General features: G+C 49.0%; 10 protein-coding genes and 2 tRNA genes. 8 read left to right on the top strand and 4 right to left on the bottom strand.

Features of this window, described 5'->3' with window-relative positions:
- Positions 1 to 6: 6 nt before the first annotated feature.
- The 3 genes from cas6 to BMZ54_RS19440 all read right to left on the bottom strand — a co-directional run bounded on the left by cas6 (position 7) and on the right by BMZ54_RS19440 (position 2,412).
- Complete coding sequence (cas6, locus tag BMZ54_RS19450) at positions 7 to 663, bottom strand: CRISPR-associated endoribonuclease Cas6 (protein WP_089915692.1); 657 nt, start codon at positions 661 to 663, stop codon at positions 7 to 9.
- Between the two features lie 380 nt (positions 664 to 1,043).
- Positions 1,044 to 1,127: transfer RNA gene (locus tag BMZ54_RS19445), tRNA-Leu, on the bottom strand.
- Between the two features lie 139 nt (positions 1,128 to 1,266).
- Entirely contained in the window at positions 1,267 to 2,412 is a 1,146-nt protein-coding gene (locus BMZ54_RS19440) for a sensor histidine kinase (protein WP_089915689.1), read from the bottom strand.
- A gap of 234 nt (positions 2,413 to 2,646) precedes the next feature.
- Between BMZ54_RS19440 and BMZ54_RS19435 the strand changes: the two genes are divergently transcribed.
- The 3 genes from BMZ54_RS19435 to BMZ54_RS19425 all read left to right on the top strand — a co-directional run bounded on the left by BMZ54_RS19435 (position 2,647) and on the right by BMZ54_RS19425 (position 4,339).
- Complete coding sequence (locus BMZ54_RS19435) at positions 2,647 to 3,699, top strand: glycosyltransferase family 2 protein (protein WP_089915686.1); 1,053 nt, start codon at positions 2,647 to 2,649, stop codon at positions 3,697 to 3,699.
- Positions 3,700 to 3,969: 270 nt separating this feature from the next.
- A complete protein-coding gene (locus tag BMZ54_RS19430) occupies positions 3,970 to 4,170 on the top strand; it encodes a hypothetical protein (protein WP_089915683.1) in 201 nt (66 codons plus the stop codon).
- A 96-nt stretch (positions 4,171 to 4,266) separates the two neighbouring features.
- Positions 4,267 to 4,339: transfer RNA gene (locus tag BMZ54_RS19425), tRNA-Gly, on the top strand.
- A 54-nt stretch (positions 4,340 to 4,393) separates the two neighbouring features.
- On the opposite strand, the gene BMZ54_RS19420 is transcribed toward BMZ54_RS19425, so the two are convergent.
- Positions 4,394 to 8,695: a hybrid sensor histidine kinase/response regulator gene (locus BMZ54_RS19420; RefSeq protein WP_089915680.1), complete on the bottom strand. Its 4,302-nt coding sequence runs from the start codon at positions 8,693 to 8,695 to the stop codon at positions 4,394 to 4,396.
- A gap of 246 nt (positions 8,696 to 8,941) precedes the next feature.
- Here BMZ54_RS19420 and BMZ54_RS19415 point away from each other — a divergent pair, with 246 nt between their 5' ends.
- The 5 genes from BMZ54_RS19415 (at position 8,942) to BMZ54_RS19395 (ending at position 20,430) form a co-directional block, all read left to right on the top strand.
- A complete protein-coding gene (locus tag BMZ54_RS19415; RefSeq protein ID WP_089915677.1) occupies positions 8,942 to 11,347 on the top strand; it encodes a glycoside hydrolase family 31 protein in 2,406 nt (801 codons plus the stop codon).
- A gap of 252 nt (positions 11,348 to 11,599) precedes the next feature.
- Positions 11,600 to 14,746 carry a SusC/RagA family TonB-linked outer membrane protein gene (locus tag BMZ54_RS19410; protein ID WP_089915672.1) on the top strand — a complete coding sequence of 1,049 codons (3,147 nt, stop codon included), beginning with the start codon at positions 11,600 to 11,602 and terminating at the stop codon, positions 14,744 to 14,746.
- Positions 14,747 to 14,750: 4 nt separating this feature from the next.
- A complete protein-coding gene (locus BMZ54_RS19405; protein WP_162277609.1) occupies positions 14,751 to 16,238 on the top strand; it encodes a RagB/SusD family nutrient uptake outer membrane protein in 1,488 nt (495 codons plus the stop codon).
- A gap of 214 nt (positions 16,239 to 16,452) precedes the next feature.
- Positions 16,453 to 17,520 (top strand): glycoside hydrolase family protein, encoded by a 1,068-nt coding sequence (locus BMZ54_RS19400; RefSeq protein ID WP_089915665.1) that lies wholly within the window; start codon positions 16,453 to 16,455, stop codon positions 17,518 to 17,520.
- Between the two features lie 153 nt (positions 17,521 to 17,673).
- Positions 17,674 to 20,430, top strand: coding sequence for a glycosyl hydrolase (locus BMZ54_RS19395; RefSeq protein ID WP_089915662.1), 2,757 nt, complete (start codon positions 17,674 to 17,676; stop codon positions 20,428 to 20,430).
- The last annotated feature ends 12 nt before the right edge of the window (positions 20,431 to 20,442 follow it).

Below are 20,442 nucleotides of genomic sequence, written 5' to 3'. Positions count from 1 at the left end.
ATATGCTCATTTAAGTGCGCCAAAACCAATCCCGGTACTATTACCTACTCCTACTTCCCAGGCAAATGCTATTTGTTCGGGAGTACCTTCTATCACTACAGGACAAATACTTACTCTATTGCCGATTTTGTTATAATAGATGATCTTTGTTTGTGCTGCAGAATAATCGCTTAAGAAACTAACTTTTACTCCTTCTGCTGTAACACCGGCTATTTGAAGCTTCCGTTGCAGCGTTTCTGTAAGCAAAACCTCACATACCGGGTCCTTGTGGGAATAATGAATGTCCTTATCCTCCACGGTTCTTTTAACCAGTACCGGGCTGGTTACAAACAATGTTTCTTTATTAGAAAAGTCCGGGGTTTCCTGGATTGTAATATCCGTAACCCTTAAGCCAAAAGCCAGGTTTGGGTCTTGCCTAATTCCTTGAATGAGCCTTTTAAGGAAGATTGCTTCAAAAGCAGATATTTCCCAATAGGCACCATAAGGAAAGGACAATCCTTTGCCAGTTGACTCGCCTCGTTGCAACCAGGAGAAAGAATAGAGCGCAGTGGAGCCATGCCACTCATTTTGTCCCAACCATTTGTGAATGGTGCCTGCTAGTTGAGGTTGGTAGTTGAAGGGGACCAATTGTTTATTTCTGGAAAGCTTTAAACGCAATCTCATAGGTGTCGTTATTCGTCAAACGTGGGATTATACTTATTAAAAAAGGGAATCTTCCCGGTTTACATACGCTTTATAGGTTGTTTTGGATTTGTTTAGCAAAAGAAGACCGGACAAGTTTCATTCTGAGAAGGTTATTATCTGAAAGGCTAATCTTTCATGTTAAATGATAATATTATTAAGTATTATATTAATGATTGGCTTGAATAGGATATTCTGGGGTATATTCTTTGATTTGGATGTAATCTTTCGTGATTTGGAATCCAGGATAATGTAGCCTGAGAATAATGCGAGCAGAACGGCTATAGTGCGGTTCTGCATTGGGTCCGCTTGCTTACATTTTTTAACGATAAAACCCACCACATGGCGGGTTTTATCGTTCGTGCGGAAGAGGAGATTCGAACTCCCAAGCCCTTTCAGGCACTACCACCTCAAAGTAGCGCGTCTACCAATTTCGCCACCTCCGCAGATTGAAGTGGCTGCAAAAATAATCCGTTTTTGAGAATGTACAAATTTATTATCGGCCCCTGTCAACTAAGGTTCAATCTGGCTATGACCTTTATATAGTTATCTTAATGCAGCGCTTTATGCATTCGGTTAATCCCCCTACTTTCGCAAAATAATCCTGAATGTAGTACCCTTACCTAGTTCCGATGCCTTTACAAACAGCCGCCCCTTATGGTATTCTTCAATAATACGTTTGGCCAGTGACAGCCCCAGTCCCCAGCCCCGCTTTTTGGTGCTGAAGCCTGGTTTGAACACTTTTTCATAATAGGGTTTGGGAATGCCCTTGCCGGTATCTGTGATGTCAATGGTAATGTCAGTGGGGTGATTATCAATATAAATATCGATAGCGCCTTTGCCTTCCATGGCATCCAGCGCATTTTTTAGCAGGTTTTCCACTACCCAGTCAAACAGGGGAGGGGATATCATGGCGGGCATGTCCGTATCTTTGGCATGTACGGTAAACTGCACTTTCTGGGGGGCCCGTTTGCGGATATACGCTGTCATGTGTTCTATTTGCGCCACCACGTTCTTTTCTTCCAGCTTGGGCACACTGCCGATCTTGGAAAAACGGTCAGTGATCAGCTTCAGGCGGTCCACATCTTTACCCAGCTCCGTAACCATGCTGGCGTTGGCTTCGTTCTCTTTCAGTATTTCCAGCCAGGCTTCCATAGAAGATAAGGGGGTGCCCAGCTGATGGGCTGTTTCCTTGGCAAGGCCCACCCATACCAGGTTCTGGGTAGCGCGGTTGGTAGTGGATAAGGCAAATAGCACCACGCCAATGAACAGCGTTACCACCAGCAGCTGTATGTAGGGGTAATACCGTACCTGCTTCAGGATCAGGGAGTCCCCATAATAAATGTAATTGTAGATCTTTTGTTTGGCATCCACCTCCATGATAAAGGGCGGATGTTTTTTCTTGAAAACGGCCAGCTCGTCCTGCAGGTAGCGGGGATTGCGGCCTTTTACCGTATCCAGGTTGCGGCTGTCAATGATATCGCCGGTTTCGTTGGTTAATATAAGGGGAATGGTGGTATTGGTGGTTACTATTTCCACGGCCAGGTTCAGGTTGGCGTCTGCCGGCGCCTGTAACAGCTCCCGGTTAGCTTCTACCCAGGTAGCTACTTTTTTGGTCTCTTCTTCCTGTATCCGTTGGGATAAGCTGCTCACAAACCAGATGGTGGCTACAATGATCACCACCGCCATGGAAACCAATACAAACTTCCAGCCTATATACTGTTTAAACATTTGGGCGTAAGTTAATAAATCTTTTAGTCCATGGTCCATGGTCGATGGTCCATAGCCTTTAGCGCATTTCAGAGTGGTACAGGATAGAGCCGGTGGGGCAGCTGCACCTCCACGAACAACCTACCCCACGCACCAGGCCATGGACCATGGACTATCGACCATGGACTATGCCCTCTCAACTTTTCTGTTATATTTGCAACGCAAAATATTCATCACGCGTAAACGAAAGAGCTGTTGTCCGTATTGCCATCAGTAGCCGTAGTCATTCTTAACTGGAACGGGAGGGGGTTTTTGGAAAAATTCCTGCCTTCGGTGTGCCAGTCCACTTACGGCAACCTGGAATTGTACCTGGCCGACAACGCCTCTACAGACGATAGCGTTGCCTTTACCCAAACCCATTTTCCGCAGGTAAAGATCATCCGGAACCCATTCAACAATGGTTTTGCCGGTGGTTATAACGAGGCTTTACAGCATGTGCAGGCTGATATCTATGTGCTCCTGAACCAGGATGTGGAGGTATCTCCCGGCTGGATAGAGCCCGTGGTAGCCCTCATGCAGCAAGATCCGCAAATAGCGGCCTGCCAGCCCAAGCTGCGTGCTTATTACCAGCAGGATGAGTTTGAGTATGCCGGCGCTGCCGGTGGCTGGATGGATATTCTGGGCTACACCTTTTGCCGCGGCCGTATCCTTTACACCACGGAAAAAGACGAGGGCCAGTATGATGATGTACAGGACGTGTTCTGGGCCACCGGCGCAGCACTGTTCATCCGCTCAAAGTGTTTTCATGAAGTAAAGGGCTTTGATGCCGATTTCTTTGCCCATATGGAGGAGGTAGACCTCTGCTGGCGGCTGCAGCGTGCCGGCTACCGCATCAGCTACTGTCCGGATTCGGTGGTATACCATGTAGGCGGGGGCAGCCTGCCCCAGGGGAACCCACGCAAGCTGTACCTCAACTTTCGTAATAACCTGATGATGTTGTGGAAGAACCTGCATCCGTTCGATCGCTGGATCGTGCTGTCACAAAGGTTCTTCCTGGATGTGCTGGCAGCCGTAAAAAGCCTGGTGGCCGGCAAACCGAAAGATATGACGGCCATTATCCGCGCCTATAAGGATTATCATAAATGGCGCCGTAAATATGACCTCAAGCAGGACCATCTGCCCTGGAAAAAGCTGCTGGATATGCAGGGCGTATTCCATGGTATTATGATCTGGCGTTATTATTTCCTGGGCCGTAAAGAATTTTCCAAGCTGGAGCATGAGAAGGAACGCCGAATGCCGAACGCTTAACGCCGAACACCCCTCATATCATAACTGCTTACTGGACATCATGGAATGCCGAACGCTAAAAGCTAAGCGCTAAAGGCCAAAAGCTAAAAGCCAAGGGCTAAAAGCTAAACGCTTCCCGTGGCCTTAACGCTTAACACTGAGCACCTAAAGCATAACACAATGGCATTAAGCGTTCAGCGTTAAGCATTAAGCTTTCACCCAGTTTTTTTCAAATATTACTTTGATTATTATTTGACATAATGTAAGTTTGCACCGCGAAAAGAATAAATCATGGAACAGAATACAGTAGAAAATAAGAATGATTTTTCCCAGAACTGGGTTAGCTCTTCCCGTTTCCTTTTTTATGTAACAATATTTTGCATGCTGGCTTTTGTATTAGGCGGCTGCTACAAGCTGTATCAACACCGTTACCCGGGTAAACCAGAAGTGGCTGTTCCGGAAAGCACACTGTACAATCCTAAGTATAAATAATTTGGTTATTTCAAATACTTCCTTATTTTTGCAATCCCAATTTCAAAAATAAGCAGGTATAAAAAGCTTGCAAATAGCTGAAGTTCTTTTAATAATGCGGAAGTAGCTCATTTGGTAGAGCACGACCTTGCCAAGGTCGGGGTGGCCGGTTCGAGCCCGGTCTTCCGCTCTCAGGTAAAGACCTGACAGGTTGCAAAACTTGTCAGGTCTTTTTGTTTTATGCTCATCCCGCTTTTACCTTCTTCAGATAAGCCGACGGTGGAATACCGAACTGCGCTTTAAAACATTTACTGAAATAGAACGGGTCATTCATCCCCACCTTATACGTTACTTCCGATACCGTGTAATCTCCTGTATTCAACAGTTCCGCCGCCTGTTTTAACCGTACCAGCCTTATGTATTCATTGGGGGAGTAACCTGTAAGCCCCTTTACTTTTTTGTAGAACAGCGTGCGCCCCAGCTTCACGGCAGCAGCAAATTCGTCTACTGAAAACTGGGGGTTATCCAGGTTGCGGGTAATTATAAAGTGCAGGCGGTCCAGAAATTTTTTGTCGGCCTCGTGTTCAGCAATGTTTACTTCAAAAAAGCCGGGATCATTGGAGAAACGTTTACGGATCTTTTCCCGCTGCTCAATAATACGGATGATGTTGGTGAGCAGAAAACGGGTGCTGAAGGGTTTTGCTATATAGGCATCCGCACCTGCATCCACGCCCTGCAGCTGATGTTCGCCGGAGCTAAGGGCCGTTAGCAGCACTACCGGTATATGGCAGGTCTGGAACTCATTGCGTATGCGGCGGGTAATTTCAAAACCATTCATTTCCGGCAGCATTACATCGCACACTACAAGGTCCGGCGCGGTGTCTATGGCCAGCGCCAAACCTTCCCGCCCATTGTTGGCCGTATATACATGAAAGTACTGGCTTAATTGGGAAGAGAGGTAATCGCAAATGTCCGGGTTATCTTCTATCACGAGGATCTTATAACGGGAGGTAGGTTCCGGCAGCTCCATGCCCGTTGCATCCTGTATATAATCAATGAGTGAAGAGGGGTTATGAGGATGATTACCCTCCGAATCCGGTGCTGCCAGGTCCTCCGGTGTGTATGCCGTTTTGGAAAGAGGCAGCGTAATCGTAAACGTTACACCGGTATACGGGTTATTATGGAAATCAATATGCCCCTTGTGCAGCTCCACTAATTCTTTGGTAAGGGATAATCCTATGCCCGTTCCCGTAGGAGAGAAGTTAAGCTGGGTGAACCGCTGGAAAATCTGTTCCCGCCTGCTTTCCGGAATGGAAATACCGGAATCGGATACCTGCACCTGCAGAGTGCCCGCGCTTTCGTCCACGATTACATTCACGGCAATACTGCCTCCTGCAGGCGTAAATTTATGCGCGTTGGATAAAAGGTTGTACAGCATTTTATCCAGCTTGTTATCATCTACCCACATCGTGTATTCGGGCACGTTGCTATGGAATTGCAGGTGAATCTGTTTTTGTTCCGCCAGGTCATTAAAGCTATCGCAGAGCTCCTGTAACAGGTTAATAACAGGCAGCTCCTGTAATTGCAGCTTCATACGCTGGTGCTGGATCTTGCGGAAGTCCAGCAGCTGGTCTATCAGCCGCATTAAGCGATGCACATTCTTTTGCATAATGTGCAGGTGTTTACCGGTTTGCCAGGCGCTTTGCTTGCCGGGCAGCAGGTTTTCCATGGCGCTTACAATCAGGGAAAGCGGTGTACGGAACTCATGGGAGATGTTGGTGAAAAAGTTCAGCTTATATTCCGTTAGCTCCTTTTCCAGTGCCACAGCATGCTGCAGGCGGTTAATACGCTGCCGCACAATACGGATGCCGAAGAACAGCCCCGCAATAACTGCCGCATATAACAGGAATGCCGGGTTTGAGCGCCAGAAGGGCGGCAGCACGGTAATGCGTATGCTGGCTTCCTGCCGGCTCCAGCTGCCATCATTGTTAGTGCCTTTTACGCGGAAAATATATTCTCCCGGCGGCAGGTTGCGGTAAGTGGCAATGTTATAGCTGGTAGGTGTGTTCCATTCTTCTTCATAGTTCTCCAGTATATAAGTGTATTTATTTTTCTGCGGATTGCGGAATGCCAGTGCGGCAAATTCAAGGCTGAACACTCTTTGGTTAGGTTCCAGCTTTATTTCAGCAGGAAGGGTATTGGCCTGTTTTTGTGTAGTGCCTGCAATACTAAACCCGGTAAGCACCACCGGCGCATCCAGGCTGTCTGTTTTCATGCGTGCAGGCAGGCAGCTGTAAAAGCCATCCATGCTGCCCCATAGCTGCTGCCCGTTGCGGCGCTTGCAACAGGAGGCTTCTGCAAACAGGTTGCCCAGCGTGCTGTTGGAAAAATAGAAAACCTCAAAAGTATTTTTGTCCGGGTTAAAACGGGTCAGGCCATTTTCAGTGCTTACCCATAGGTCGCCCTGATCGTCTTCCAGCAGCCCGTTTACAATATCATTAGACAAACCCTGCTGCGTGGTATAGGTTTCAAAATAAGCATTACGTGCACCCGTACCCGGTATAAAACGGCAAAGCCCGCCGCCGTAAGTGCCTACCCATAAACGCCCGCGGTGATCTTCACACAGGGTTTTGATCACATTGCTGGTAAGGCCGTTCGGGTTGTTCTGGTCCGATTGGTATACCTTAAAGTCGTTGGGTTTTGCCGGGTTAAATACTACCAGCCCGTTATTGGTGCCGGCCCATATTTGTCCGGCGCGGTCCTGCAGTAAACAGCGTATATCCTTCAGCGTTTCATGGGCACCCAGGAAATTGGTAAAGGTGATCTGGTCACCGCCTTTGTACGCTGCCAGGTTAAAACCCGCGCCAAACGTGCCTATCCACATACGTTGCTGCCGGTCCTGCAAAAGGGTGTACACCAGGTTATTTTGATTGCCCCCGCCTGCCGGCTCCGGTAAGGTAAAATGCCGTGCCGGTCGTTGCAGGGAGTCCAGATGGGTAATGTATAACCCCTGTCCTTTAGTGCCTAACCATATGTAACCGCGCGCATCTTCCTGTATGCAATATACATTGGGCGTTTGCCGGGGAAACAAGTGGTTCAGGGTGCGGATCTGCTGCAGCCGGCTGTTATACAGGTTCAGCGATCCGTTCTTGGTGCTTACCCATATATTACCGCGGCTGTCTTCAAACAGCGTTTTTACAATATTGGCGCTGTAATGTTTGGGCGTGCTCGGGTCGGGATAAAAGTGCGATACGGTAAATGACTGCGGCATCAGCTTATTCAACCCCGTATGTTCGGTGCCTACCCATACCAGCCCGGAGCGGTCGGCCAGCACGCTTAACACGTAATTGGAGCTTAACCCGCAGGCATTGCCGGCATTGTAATCAAAATGCTGCAGCGAGTCTGTACGGCGGTTATAACAATACAGGCCGCCTCCATAAGTAGTGATCCAGGTATTGTCTTTATTATCTGTGTGAATGGTAAAGCGGTCGTCATCTACACGCGCTATCACCTGCGGTGCTATCAGGTTAAAACGCCTGCTCCGCCGCTGCAGGGTATCATAATACCATACGGCGCCGGAGTGGTTGTTGATCCAGATGGCTTGTTGCGGGCTTTTCACCAGGTCTACATGCCCGGGGATGGTTTCCCCGAACAGGGTGCTGGCGGGTGTTACGTGTCCGGTACTGAGCTGTAATATAAATGCGCCGGACCGGGAAGTGCCTAACAGCAGCTGTTGATGGTTTAGCAAAGCTCCGCTGGTAAGGGATAAGGACTGATCCATGCGCAATGCGCTAAAAGTGCGGCGCCGTAAATGGTAGGTAAATACGCCATTGTTACGCGTAATAAAATATAACTGGTCTTTTCCGGGTATGGTTTGCAGAAAATCAGCTTCCGGGGGGGATTGTTGAAATACGGTCAGCATTTTCCCTGCCGCATTTAATGTATGCAAACGTTTGCTGGTACCTACCCATAAATAATGGTTTGCATCTTCAAAAATAAAATTTACGGTGGGGGTATTATACTGTTGTGTTACAAACCTGCCCTGCTTATACTGAATACGCAGGCAACCGGTGCTATGCCCATATAGCCAGATGTCGCCATTGGCAGCTGCAAAATACTGGTCGTACGCAGGCGCTTTATTGTCATTGGTAAATTCAATAAAATCTTCCCGGGTCGGATCAAAACAATGAAAACGCCCTTCAAATGTTTTTACCCAGATAAATCCATGCTGGTCCTCATGCAGCTCGCGGATCCGCGTGTCGCTGATAGAATGCGGGTTGCCGTACTCAGGCCGGTACACAATAAATTTTTTGCCGTCATAACGGTTCAGGCCATTAAGGGTGCCAATCCAGATAAACCCTTTTTTGTCCTGCATCAGGCAGCGTACCGTGTTCTGGGAAAGACCGTCGTGGGTGGTCAGCTGTTCCAGGCATACATTATTACTTAACCCGGTTTTGGCAGTGGGGCGGATAGTTAGCGCAGCGGTAAGGGTTTGAGTAAATAACAAGCTGCTGCAAATGGTTAGAACGCATTTCAGGAATTGCATAACGATATTTAACGGAATTTATAAAGTCCCGGATCCCGGTTTTTCAACCCATCTGCACTATTCCAGGTCTGAAGATCCAGCATACTGAATTTGGCATTTTTAATGGTAAGATCCATCCTATGCTTTCCTACTGGGCCTGTTGCCGGTACATTTTTACAGTATAAAGTCAATTTTTCCATGTCGCAGCCTCCTTTTTACAGGCAACTTTACAGGCAGGCATTCCTTCACTTACAATTACACGGAAATATGTTCAGGACCATTATCACCCTTTGCACGGCTTTCTGTATCGGCTCATTTGCTGCACAGGCGCAGGTGGGCAGCTACCAGCAGGATTTTTCCAGGAAAGGCAACATTTTCTATTTCACCACTACCCAGGCCCGGGTGCAGCTGGAATTTTGTACAGCTGCTATGTTCCGGGTGAGAATGAGCCGCAGCGGCACTTTTGCACCAGATGAGCCCTGGATGGTGGTACAATACCAATGGGCTGAGCTGCCGGTGCAGGCAACGGAAACAGGGGAGGCTTTCCAATTCAGGACCGCTGCCCTGCAGATAGTGGTGAACAAAAAACCGTTTAACATTAATGTATATACTGCCGATGGAAAATTACTGTCGGAAGAACCCGCTGACGGCGCTGCGCTTTCCGGCGATACAACCCTTTGCCGCAAAACATTGCAGCCGGATGAGCACTTCTTTGGTTTCGGGGAGCGTATGGATTTCCTGGACCGGCGCGGCAAAAAGCTGCAGCTGAATGTGGGCCGTGGCGCCGGCATGCCGCATATTACCGGCGCTTACAATGTGCTGGCCGCCAATTACAGCCCCATTCCCTTTTTTATGAGCACCCGGGGCTATGGCATTTTCCTGCATACTTCTGCTGCTACGGAGTGGGATATGGGCAGCACCCGCCCGGACCAATACTCCTTTGCTTCGCAGGGTAAAGGGGAGCTGGATTACTATTTTATTTATGGTCCCCGCTTTGCCGGTATCCTGGAGCAATACACCGCGCTCACCGGCCGCTCGCCCCTGATGCCGCTGTTTGCCATGGGCCTGCATGTGGGTACCTACAGTGGCGGCACCTGGGGCCATGAGCAGCTTACCTCCGCTGCTTATGTGCTGGCGCTGGCCCGCCGTTTCCGGGAGCTGGGCATACCGGTAGATCTTTTGTTCCTGGACTCCACCTGGCGCCTCTTTGGCAAAAATGGCGGCAAAGGCGCCACCAGTTTTGAGTGGCGGGAAACCTTCCACAACCCGCGTGCTATGATGGACAGCCTGTATGCGCTGCACTATAACATGGTGGGGCTGCACATCCGCCCCCGGTTGGATAACGGCTTGCACAATCACCTGCTGGATAGTGCTGCTGCCCTGGGTTATACCTACCCTGAAAACGGCCAGCCCGGCGAGTTCGTGAACTTTTTTGACAGCACGGCCGTAAGCTGGTGGTGGCAAAATGCGGCCATGAAAGTGGCCCGCATTGGTGCAAAATTCTTTAAAACAGATGAAGGCAGCGCCTTTGGGCACCTGGCTAATGAGAGTAATAAAACCGGTCCTACCGATGAGAAAGCCCGTGCGCTGCACAATGTTTTTCCCATTGCATACGCTAAAGGGGCCTATGAAAATTTTGCGGCGTATAACCATTTGCGTGGTATGAACCATACACGCGAAGGGTATGCGGGTATACAGCGTTATCCTTTCATTTTTGCCGGCGACTGGCCCAGTGAGTGGCAGTACTTTGAGCCGGTTATAAAAGCAGGCCTTAACATCGGGTTATCCGGCGTAGGTTACTGGTCCCATTGTATGGGCGGTTTTGAGCACCCGGCCGATCCGGAGCTGTACATCCGCTGGTGCCAGTTCGGGATGTTAAGTCCTGTAGCTATGGTATTTGGTATGGATCATCCCGGGTACAAAGAGCCCTGGAACTATGGTAAGGAAGCACAGGCTATTTTTAAGCAATATGCCTGCCTGCGTTACCAGCTGTTACCTTACTTATATAACCATGCATATGAAATGTACACTACCGGCATGCCGCTCATGCGTGCGCTGGTGCTGGATTACCAGGATGATGTGAATGTGTACAACATTACAGACCAGTACCTGCTGGGCAGCAGCTTAATGGTATGCCCGGTTACGCAAAAAGGCGCTGCTACCCGCACGGTGTATCTGCCACAAGGCCGCTGGATAGACTACTGGACCGGTAAGATCTATCCCGGCAAGCAATACCTGAACGTGCTTACACCGCTGGATCAAATACCGCTGTTCATTAAAGCAGGCAGCATTATTCCCACCCAGGCGCCGCTGCAATATGTAGGGGAAAGGATCATTGATACCCTAACGCTGGACATATACCCCGGCGACAGCGCCAGCTGCCGTTTGTATACAGATGATGGTAAAAGCCTGTTATATCAGCAGGGGCAGTTTGCCATTACCAGCATTCACAGCCAAACTTCAAAAGACAATATTGTCATTACCATACAGCCGGCAACAGGCCCTTATCACAGCCCGCTGAAAACCTTTGAGCTGAAAGTCCACCTGGCTGAAAAACCGCAAGCTGTAAGTGCCGCTAAGTGGCAGTATGATGCTGCAGCTAAGGTGCTGTATATACGCGATGTGCCGGCCGGAACTGAAAACCGCATCACCATACAGGGAAACTACCAATAATCACAGGCAATTGTACAATACTCCATGGCGGGGAGGTCTACTGGTGGCTAATTTAGGTGAATGAGTTATTGAACATGGAGCCACTCAATAATAACCGCCAAAAAGAAATGAAACGTATTGCAAGGCTGCAAATACTGGAGAAGTTATTAATACTCGTATTCATCATTGTTTGTGTACTGTTCTATTATCTCCTGTTATGAAAGGGGGGGCCGTTGGCTTAACCGTTAACTAAAACATGAAAAATTCCGCAACATGAAAAATGTTACATCTCATTATTTAAGGTGGCTGTTATGCAGTTTGCTCTTACTGCCGCAGTCATTCACCTATGCTTTTCAAAAAGATAGCCGCATCAGCGGGCAGGTACTGGATGAGCAGGATCATACCCAGCTGCCTGGGGTGAACGTGCGTATCAAAGGCAGCAACAAAGGGATTTCCACAGATGCGACCGGCCATTTTGCCTTTGCTGCAAACGCAGGCGCTGTGCTGGTATTCACTTATGTGGGTTACGAAACGAAGGAGGTAACGGTATCGGACAAACGCAATATTACAGTGAACCTGCTAAAGAGTAACCAGGGGCTGAATGAAGTGTTGGTAGTTGGTTATGGCACACAAAAGAAAGCCAATGTAACCGGCGCTATTGCTACGCTGAATGCGCAGCACCTGGATGAGCGGCCCATTGCCCGTGTTGACCAGGCGCTGGTAGGGCAAATGGCAGGCGTACAGGTAAAACAGATCAGCGGCGCACCCGGTAAGGGTTTCCAGATAAAGGTAAGAGGCACCGGCTCCATTAATGCAGGTACAGAGCCTTTGTATGTGATAGATGGTTTTCCGCTGGAAGTAGCAAGCGCCAGTGCCAGCGGCGGTTTTTCGCAGGGTTCTGCGCTGGATAATATCAATCCTAATGATATTGCTTCCGTGCAGGTGTTAAAGGATGCTTCTGCAGCGGCTATTTACGGTTCACGTGCAGCCAACGGCGTAGTGATCATCACCACTAAATCCGGCAAGGCAGGCAGGAACCGCATGGAGTTCAATACCTACGTGGGCTGGCAGCAAACCCTGAAAAAGCTGGACATGCTATCTGCCGAAGAATGGATTGACCGTGCCCGTGAGATCATTGATTATAACTATGTAAATCCTGCGCTGGGCCGCCTTGCCACAGATGATCCTGCCGTGCGCAGGCAAAAGCTGGGTGGTTTTGATTTCTCCAAGATCTATGATGCACGCTGGTACCAGCCGGGCCACCCGGGTTTGCGGTATGTTGACTGGCAGGATGAGCTGTTTCAAAAAGGCCTGGTGCATAGCTACCAGCTGTCTGCTTCCGGCGGTACAGATAAGGTTACTTACCGCATTTCCGGCGATTACCTGAACCAGGATGGTATTGTGATCTATACTGGTTATAAAAGATATTCTTTCCGCTCTAATGTGAACCTGAAGGTAAATGACCGTATTAACCTGGGCCTCAATCTGGCGCCTTCTTATGGCGTAGTTACGGATCCCGGTGCAGAAGGTAAGGATGCGCAATTACATAAAGCCGTAAGCGCTACGCCTATTGTAGAAGACAGCGTGGGCCTGGAAACCGGCGTGGTGCCCAATGCGCGGTATGCGTGGGCCAGCTCCACCGTAAGCCCTGTGGCAGTGTTACGGGAGCAGATGGGAGAAGAGCGCACCCTGCGTACCTTAGGCAGTATTTATGGCGATTATAAATTGTTTGATGGATTAGTGTTCAAATCCACGCTGAACATAGATAATGCAGATTACCGCCGTAAAGCATTTTCACCCAGCATAATCAGGAACGGGAACCCGGGTACCGGCTCCTCCCGCACTTTCCGGAAAACCACGCTGGTAAATGAAAACACACTATCGTATAATAAAACCTTTGGCAGTCATGATATAGCAGCGGTAGCCGGTTATTCCTTTAACCAGACTAATTTTGAAGAAGCGCGCATCGGCGGTTCCAACTACAGCACCGATGATATTTATACCCTCAATGGCGCTACTACCTTAACACTATCAGACACGTATACACGCGAAACAAAGAATGTGCTCATCTCTTACTTTGGCAGGGTACAGTATGGTTTCCGCGATAAATACCTGCTTTCTGCCTCTATCCGCCGCGATGGTTCTTCCCGTTTTGGCGCTAATACCAAATGGGGCGTTTTCCCTGCTGTATCTGCAGGCTGGCGGGTGCTGGAAGAACCTTTTATGAAAAGCATTGGCGCCGTAAGTGAGCTGAAATTACGCGGCAGCTGGGGCCTTTCCGGAAATAATAACATTGGCGATTTTAGCCAGATAGGCTTGCTGGGTTTTTCCAATTATGTATTAGGTACTGGCGAAGGTGCATTGGTGAAAGGACAAACCGCTACTAACATTCCCAATCCTGACCTGGGCTGGGAAAAATCAGAAACCATAGATGCCGGGCTGGACCTGGGCTTGTTTGATAACCGCATCTTCCTTTCATTTGATTATTACCGCAAGCTGAATACAGATCTGTTGTTAAGCATACCGGTGGCAGCCGTTACGGGTTTCAGCACTGCTATTACCAACATTGGTAAAGTACGCAATAAAGGCTGGGAGCTGGAGCTCTCCACCCGCAACTTTACCGGCGCATTTGAATGGACCACTAACCTGAACCTGAGCCATAACACCAATAAAGTGCTGCAGCTGGGGCCTAACAACACGCCTATCATCTTCGGCAATTTCGATAACATGGGCCATCACATTACTACCGTAGGCCAGCCCATTGGGGCTTTTTATGTACTGGAAAATATTGGTATCCTGAAAACAGCTGCAGAAGCGGCATCCAGCACCATTATACCTGGTGAGGAAGCTGGTGATCCCAAATATCTTGATGCTAACAACGATAAAGTGATTGATGTAAAAGATGCGGTGATCCTGGGACAACCTGACCCTACTTATGTTTGGGGCATCACCAATAATTTCAATTACAAAGGGTTTGATCTCAGCTTCCTGTTCCAGGGGCAGTGGGGCAATAAGATCTATTCTACGTTTGGCCGCGCTATTGACCGGCAGGGCAGCGGTATTTCAGATAATTCACTGGGTATCTGGCGGGATCGCTGGCGTTCCGAAGCAGATCCTGGCAATGGCATTGTACCCAAGGCCAATCCTATCAAGTACGGGCGCCTGAAGGATTCCCGCTGGTTATACAATGCCAGCTATTTCCGTTTGCGCACCGTTACGCTGGGATATAATTTATCGCGTTTGCTGAAACATATTCCCGGTGTAAATGGCGGCCGCATTTATATGTCGGCAGAAAATGTGTGGGGTAAGGATCATTACAATGGCGGCTTTAACCCGGAAGCTATCAATGATTCGGGGGATGATTATGGCGCATTTCCCTTGGCAAAATCTTACATTCTTGGTCTTAACATTTCATTCTGATCCTATGCAACAGTTACTTAAAATATTAGGTGTTGTTACCGTGGCATTCCTCTTAGGCAGCTGTACCGGTAAGCTGGATGTAAAACCCATTTCCGATCCCAGCGTGGTGAACTTTTACCGCAATCAGCAGGACTTTGAGCAGGCTGTGAATGCGGCTTATAACGGGCTGTCCACTTATCCTACCCGTCATCTTTTTTTGTCGGAAATACGGTCAGATAATATGTACGTGCCGGGAGAAGGAGGTACCTACGACTGGAACCCGGTGAATAATTTTACCGTTAATTCTTCCAATGCACTCATGTCCAGCGCATGGAGCGATTGTTATAATACCATTATGCGCTGCAATTCCGTGCTGGATAATATCAGTGCAGATAAGGTGCCGGATGAAACGGTTCGCAACCAGTTCACCGGCGAAGCAAAGTTCATACGCGCGCTCATGTACTTTGACCTGGTACGTTTCTTTGGCGGCGTGCCTAAAATAGAGCACCTGGTTAACGTTACGGCCGCACAAAGTATTAACCGTGCAAGCGTACAGGAAATTTATGACCTGATCATTGCTGACCTGGAAAGTGCAGCGCAATTGCTGCCTGCTTCTTATAGCGGCGCCAGTAAAGGCCGGGCTACCCTGTATGCAGCTAAAGGTATTTTAGCACGGGTGTATTTAACCCGCTCCGGCCCGGTGCTGCTGGATAAAGGCCCGGTGTTAAATTCCAATGAATATGCCAAAGCACGCGACCTGCTGTTAGAGATCATCAACAGCGGTAAGTATGTTTTCATTAATAACTATGCGCAGATCTTCAGCTACGATAATGAGAACAATTCGGAATCTGTGTTCGAGGTGCAATTTAAAAGCGGCGGTACCGGCACCGGTACGGTAATACCTGCGGAAATGCTGCCTGGCAGCTATATGCGCGCAAACAAGATCCCGGTAGCCAGTGGCAATGATTTTAAGTATGTGTCCAATGATCTCATTAGCAGCTACCCGGCCGGTGATGTGCGTTTAACCTTTAACGTGATACAGGGCTTTACAGATGAGAATGGCAACTTTGTAAACCAGAACTATTTCAAAAAGTTCCTGGATCCTAAACGTTATGGCGTTGATCTGCGCGACTGGGGCATTAACCAGCCGGTGCTGCGCTATACCGATGTGCTGCTGATGTATGCAGAAACCTTATTGCATACCGGCGGCAGCCAGACAGCCGTGGATGATATTGTAAACCAGGTACGCACCCGTGCAGGGCTGGCGGCCATTACCGGTGTAAATGCAGATACCCTGCTGGAAGAGCGCCGCCGTGAGTTTGCCGCTGAAGGCCTGCGCTGGCACGACCTGGTACGTACCGGCAAGGCAGTAACTGTAATGAATGCCTGGATGGCGAAGGAAGATGAAAAGAAAGTAATGAAGCCCATGAAAAATGAGTTTATCTTATATCCCGTACCGCAAACGGAGATCAATATCAAACCAGGCTTGTATGATCAGAACGCAGGATATTGAGTTAATTACGAATTAGTCAGTTACGAATTACGAATTGAGTGGTGCGGGAGCTCATAAACTTCATTGGAAAGCATGATCATCAATAACAATCGCCTCATTAAACCGCTGCATTTTAATTATGCATATTCGTAATGTCTTTTCAATGGCATTTATGTTCCGCTTCGGCGGATCGTAATTCGTAATTGACAATTCGTAATTTAAAATTGTGAAAATAATGTTTACACGAAGAACCTTCCTCTCCACCCTTGGTAGTTCATTTATATCTGCAAGGCTCCTGGCGCACTACCATGCAAATGGTGCTCCTGCGCCTGTGTCTGAATTCAGCAAACATCTGCAGCCCGTAGGTCGTGCGCTGGAGATGAAGGACTGGTATGTATGGTGTAACAGCCCCATTGAAGGGCCGGATGGAAAGATCCATGTATTCTTTTCCCGCTGGCCGGCAGCAAAAGGGATGGGCGGCTGGATCAATAGTTCCGAAATTGCGCATGCAGTAGCGGACCATCCCGAGGGAAAGTTTGAGTATGTGGATACAGTACTGTCCCCACGTCCCGGCTTTTGGGATGCTACTACCTGCCATAATCCGCATATACGAAAGCTTGGCAACCGCTATCATTTGTATTATATGGGTAACTCCAATGGTAAAACCAATACCAAACGTATAGGCCTTGCCGTTGCAGACAGCCTGGAAGGTCCCTGGCAGCGTAGTGAAACGCCTATCCTGGAACCGGGCGCTACCGGCGCCTGGGATGATCATTGCACCACTAATCCCTCGCTGGTGCATCATCCCAATGGGGATTACTGGTTATACTACAAATCATGGAATACGGCCGATTATGAGCGGGATGCAGGCGCTGCCATCCGTGGCAACCGCAAGTATGGACTAGCGATTGCGAGCAAGCCGGAAGGCCCTTTTCATAAATATGCGCAAAACCCGGTGATAGATTTTTCTAAATTAGGGGATAACAAACAGCTGGAAGATGCTTTTGTGTGGTATGAGCAGGACCGTTTTAAAATGCTGGCGCGGGATATGGGTGTATATAGTCAAAAGGTAGGCTTGTATATGGAAGCAAAGGACGGGCTGCATTGGACTACGCCATCCATTGCTTATTACGATGCAGCCCACTACATACAGGAACCACCGCCGGCCCCGCACCTGAAACGTTATGGCCGGTTTGAAAGACCGCAGCTGTTAATGCATAAAGGTAAACCTGCCTACCTGTTCACCGCTGCGCAGGGCGGGCAATACATGACCGCTTCTGCCTTTATTTTTAAGATAAAATAACTCGGATACGTTATGAAACCAGGCATGAGAAATTTTACCATACACAGGGAACATTCATGCGAGGTTCCATTCGACTTTTGAAAAGACAGACCGACGAAGGAGGTCCATCGAGATAAATTAAAAGACAAAGAACTACGAGATAAATATGAACGAATGAAAAAGACCGGATTATTAACCGCCTGTTTGCTAAGTTGTTGTTACCTGGTGATGGGCCAGGGATTGCAATGGCCACCTATTCAAAAAGAAACCCGTCCCTGGACGCGCTGGTGGTGGCTGGGAAATGCGGTGGATACACCCGGCCTGGCCTATAGCTTACAGGCTATGCAGCAGGCGGGCATTGGCGGGGTTGAGATCACGCCTATTTACGGCACCAGGGGATTTGAAAATAAGTTCATCGATTTTTTATCACCTCACTGGATGCAAATGCTGGGTTACACCATTCATGAAAGCAGCCGTTTAGGCATGACCGTAGATATGAACACCGGCACCGGCTGGCCCTTCGGCGGCCCTGGTATTCCGCTGGAAGATGCAGCCGGTAAAGTATATTTTAAAGAATATACCCTGCAGGCAGGGCAATCCTTAAAAGAGCCTATAAAAGCAGCTATAAAGGAAAAGCAACCACCTGCGCCATTGCAGGCGCTCATGGCCTATGGCGCGCAGGGGCAGCGACTGAACCTGACTGCAAAGGTTAACGCCGCCGGTATTTTACAATGGACCGCACCTGCCGGCAGCTGGCAGCTGATAGCGCTGTTCAATGGTAAAACCGGCCAAAAGGTAAAACGTGCCTCACCGGGTGGGGAAGGCTGGGTAATGGACCACTTTTCAAAAAGAGTGGTAACGGAATACCTGCAGGGTTTTAGCAGGGCATTTGAAAAAACAAAAGCGCCCGTACCACATACCTTTTTCAATGACTCTTATGAAGTGTTTGGGGCCGACTGGTCGGCCGACCTGTTGCAGGAGTTTGCACAGCGCAGGGGATACCGGCTGGAAGACTATTTGCCGGCTTTCCTGGGGCATGGCGATCCGGATACGGTACGCCGGGTGGTGAACGATTATCGTGTAACCATGTCTGATATGCTGCTGGAAAATTTTACGCATAACTGGGTAAGCTGGGCGCATAAAATGGGCAGCACTACACGCAACCAGGCGCATGGCTCGCCCGCCAACCTGCTGGACCTGTATGCTGCTGTGGATGTACCGGAGTGCGAATCATTCGGCACTACCCATTTCAATATACCGGGTCTGCATATTGATACCAACGAGATCCGGCATACAGAATCCAACCCGCTGATGCTGCGGTTTGCCGCTTCGGCAGCGCATGTAACGGGTAAAAAATATGTATCTGCAGAGACCTTTACCTGGCTAACGGAACATTTCAAAACACCCTTATCGCAATGCCGGCCGGAGCTGGATAACCTGTTGCTGTCCGGTATAAACCATGTGTTATTTCATGGTACGCCTTATTCTCCCAAAGGCGCACCCTGGCCGGGATGGCTGTTCTATGCATCGGTGGAGTTTTCGCCCTATAACACCTTCTGGCGGTATATGCCGGCGTTCACAGGTTATATTACCCGCACGCAATCTTTTTTACAGGATGGAGAAGCGGACAATGATATCCTGTTGTACTGGCCCGTGTATGATGTATGGCAGTCGCCTATGAGCGACCGTTACTACCAGTTTGTGATCGGTAAAACTTCGGAATGGATGAAGCCTTTCCCGTTCTATGATGTGGCCACTACGTTGGTAGATAAGGGTTATAACGTAGATTTTATCTCTGACCGGCAGCTGCAGCAAACTAAAGTAGCCAATGGCCAGATACAAACCACCGGTAACCATTACCGCACCATTGTTGTACCGGCCTGTGAATATATGCCGCTGGCTACTTTGCAGCAATTAAGCAAGCTGGCAAAAGCCGGCGCCGTTATAATATTCCTGGATCATTTACCTAAAGATGTACCCGGACTGGCGCATTTGAAAGAGGGCAGGCAGGCATTCACCCAATTAAAGCAGTCATTGAACAATAAGGTCACTACTACCGCAGCCCTGGAAAAACAGCTGCCCGCAACCCGGGAAACCATGGTGGATAGCGGCTTACGGTTCACCCGCCGCAGGCATGCCAGTGGTCATTATTACATGATAGCCAACCAGCAGGCCGGTGATTTTGATGGCTGGGTAACATTAGGCACAGCCGCTGCTTCCGCGGCCTGGTTTGATGCATACACCGGCAACAGCGGGCTTGCACAGCTTCGCCAGCAGCAAGGTAAGGCGGCAGTACATGTGCAGCTAAAGGCCGGTGAATCACTGATCCTGAAAACATCCAATGCTGCGCATCCTTTACAGGGGCCTGCATGGGCTTACTGGCAGCCGGCGGGTAAAGCGCAGCCGCTTGCGGGTAAATGGGAGCTGGCCTTTACGGATACTACGCCCGCTATTGCCAAAACCTTTACATTGGATAGCTTATACTCCTGGACGCAGCTGCCGGATAGCGCTGCCAAAACCTATGCAGGTGCAGCGCGCTATCGCATTAGCTTTGATAAACCCACAGTTATTGCAGATGACTGGCTGCTGGAGCTGGGCGATGTGCGGGAAAGCGCGCACATAACAGTTAATGGCCGGCCGCTGGATACCTTATGGGCGCTGCCTTTCAGCACACGTATTGGCAAATACCTTCAGCCGGGAAAAAATGTGCTGGAAGTGGAAGTGATCAACCTGCCAGCAAACCGTATAGCCGATTACGATAGGAAAGGGAAGGAGTGGCGCATTTTTTATGAGATCAATTTTGTGAATGTATTTTACCAGCCTTTTTCCGCTGCTAACTGGGCGCCGGCGCCTTCCGGGTTATTAGGGCCGGTAAGACTGGTGCCCTTAAAAAAAAATAGCCCACTTAATACCGGACAGCCACTGTATTAAAAACGGACATAT

This window comes from Chitinophaga rupis (genome assembly GCF_900109685.1).
Classification (GTDB): Bacteria; Bacteroidota; Bacteroidia; order Chitinophagales; family Chitinophagaceae; genus Chitinophaga; species Chitinophaga rupis.
Note: the sequence above shows the minus strand (reverse complement) of the source record. Positions and strands in the feature narration are given on the sequence as shown.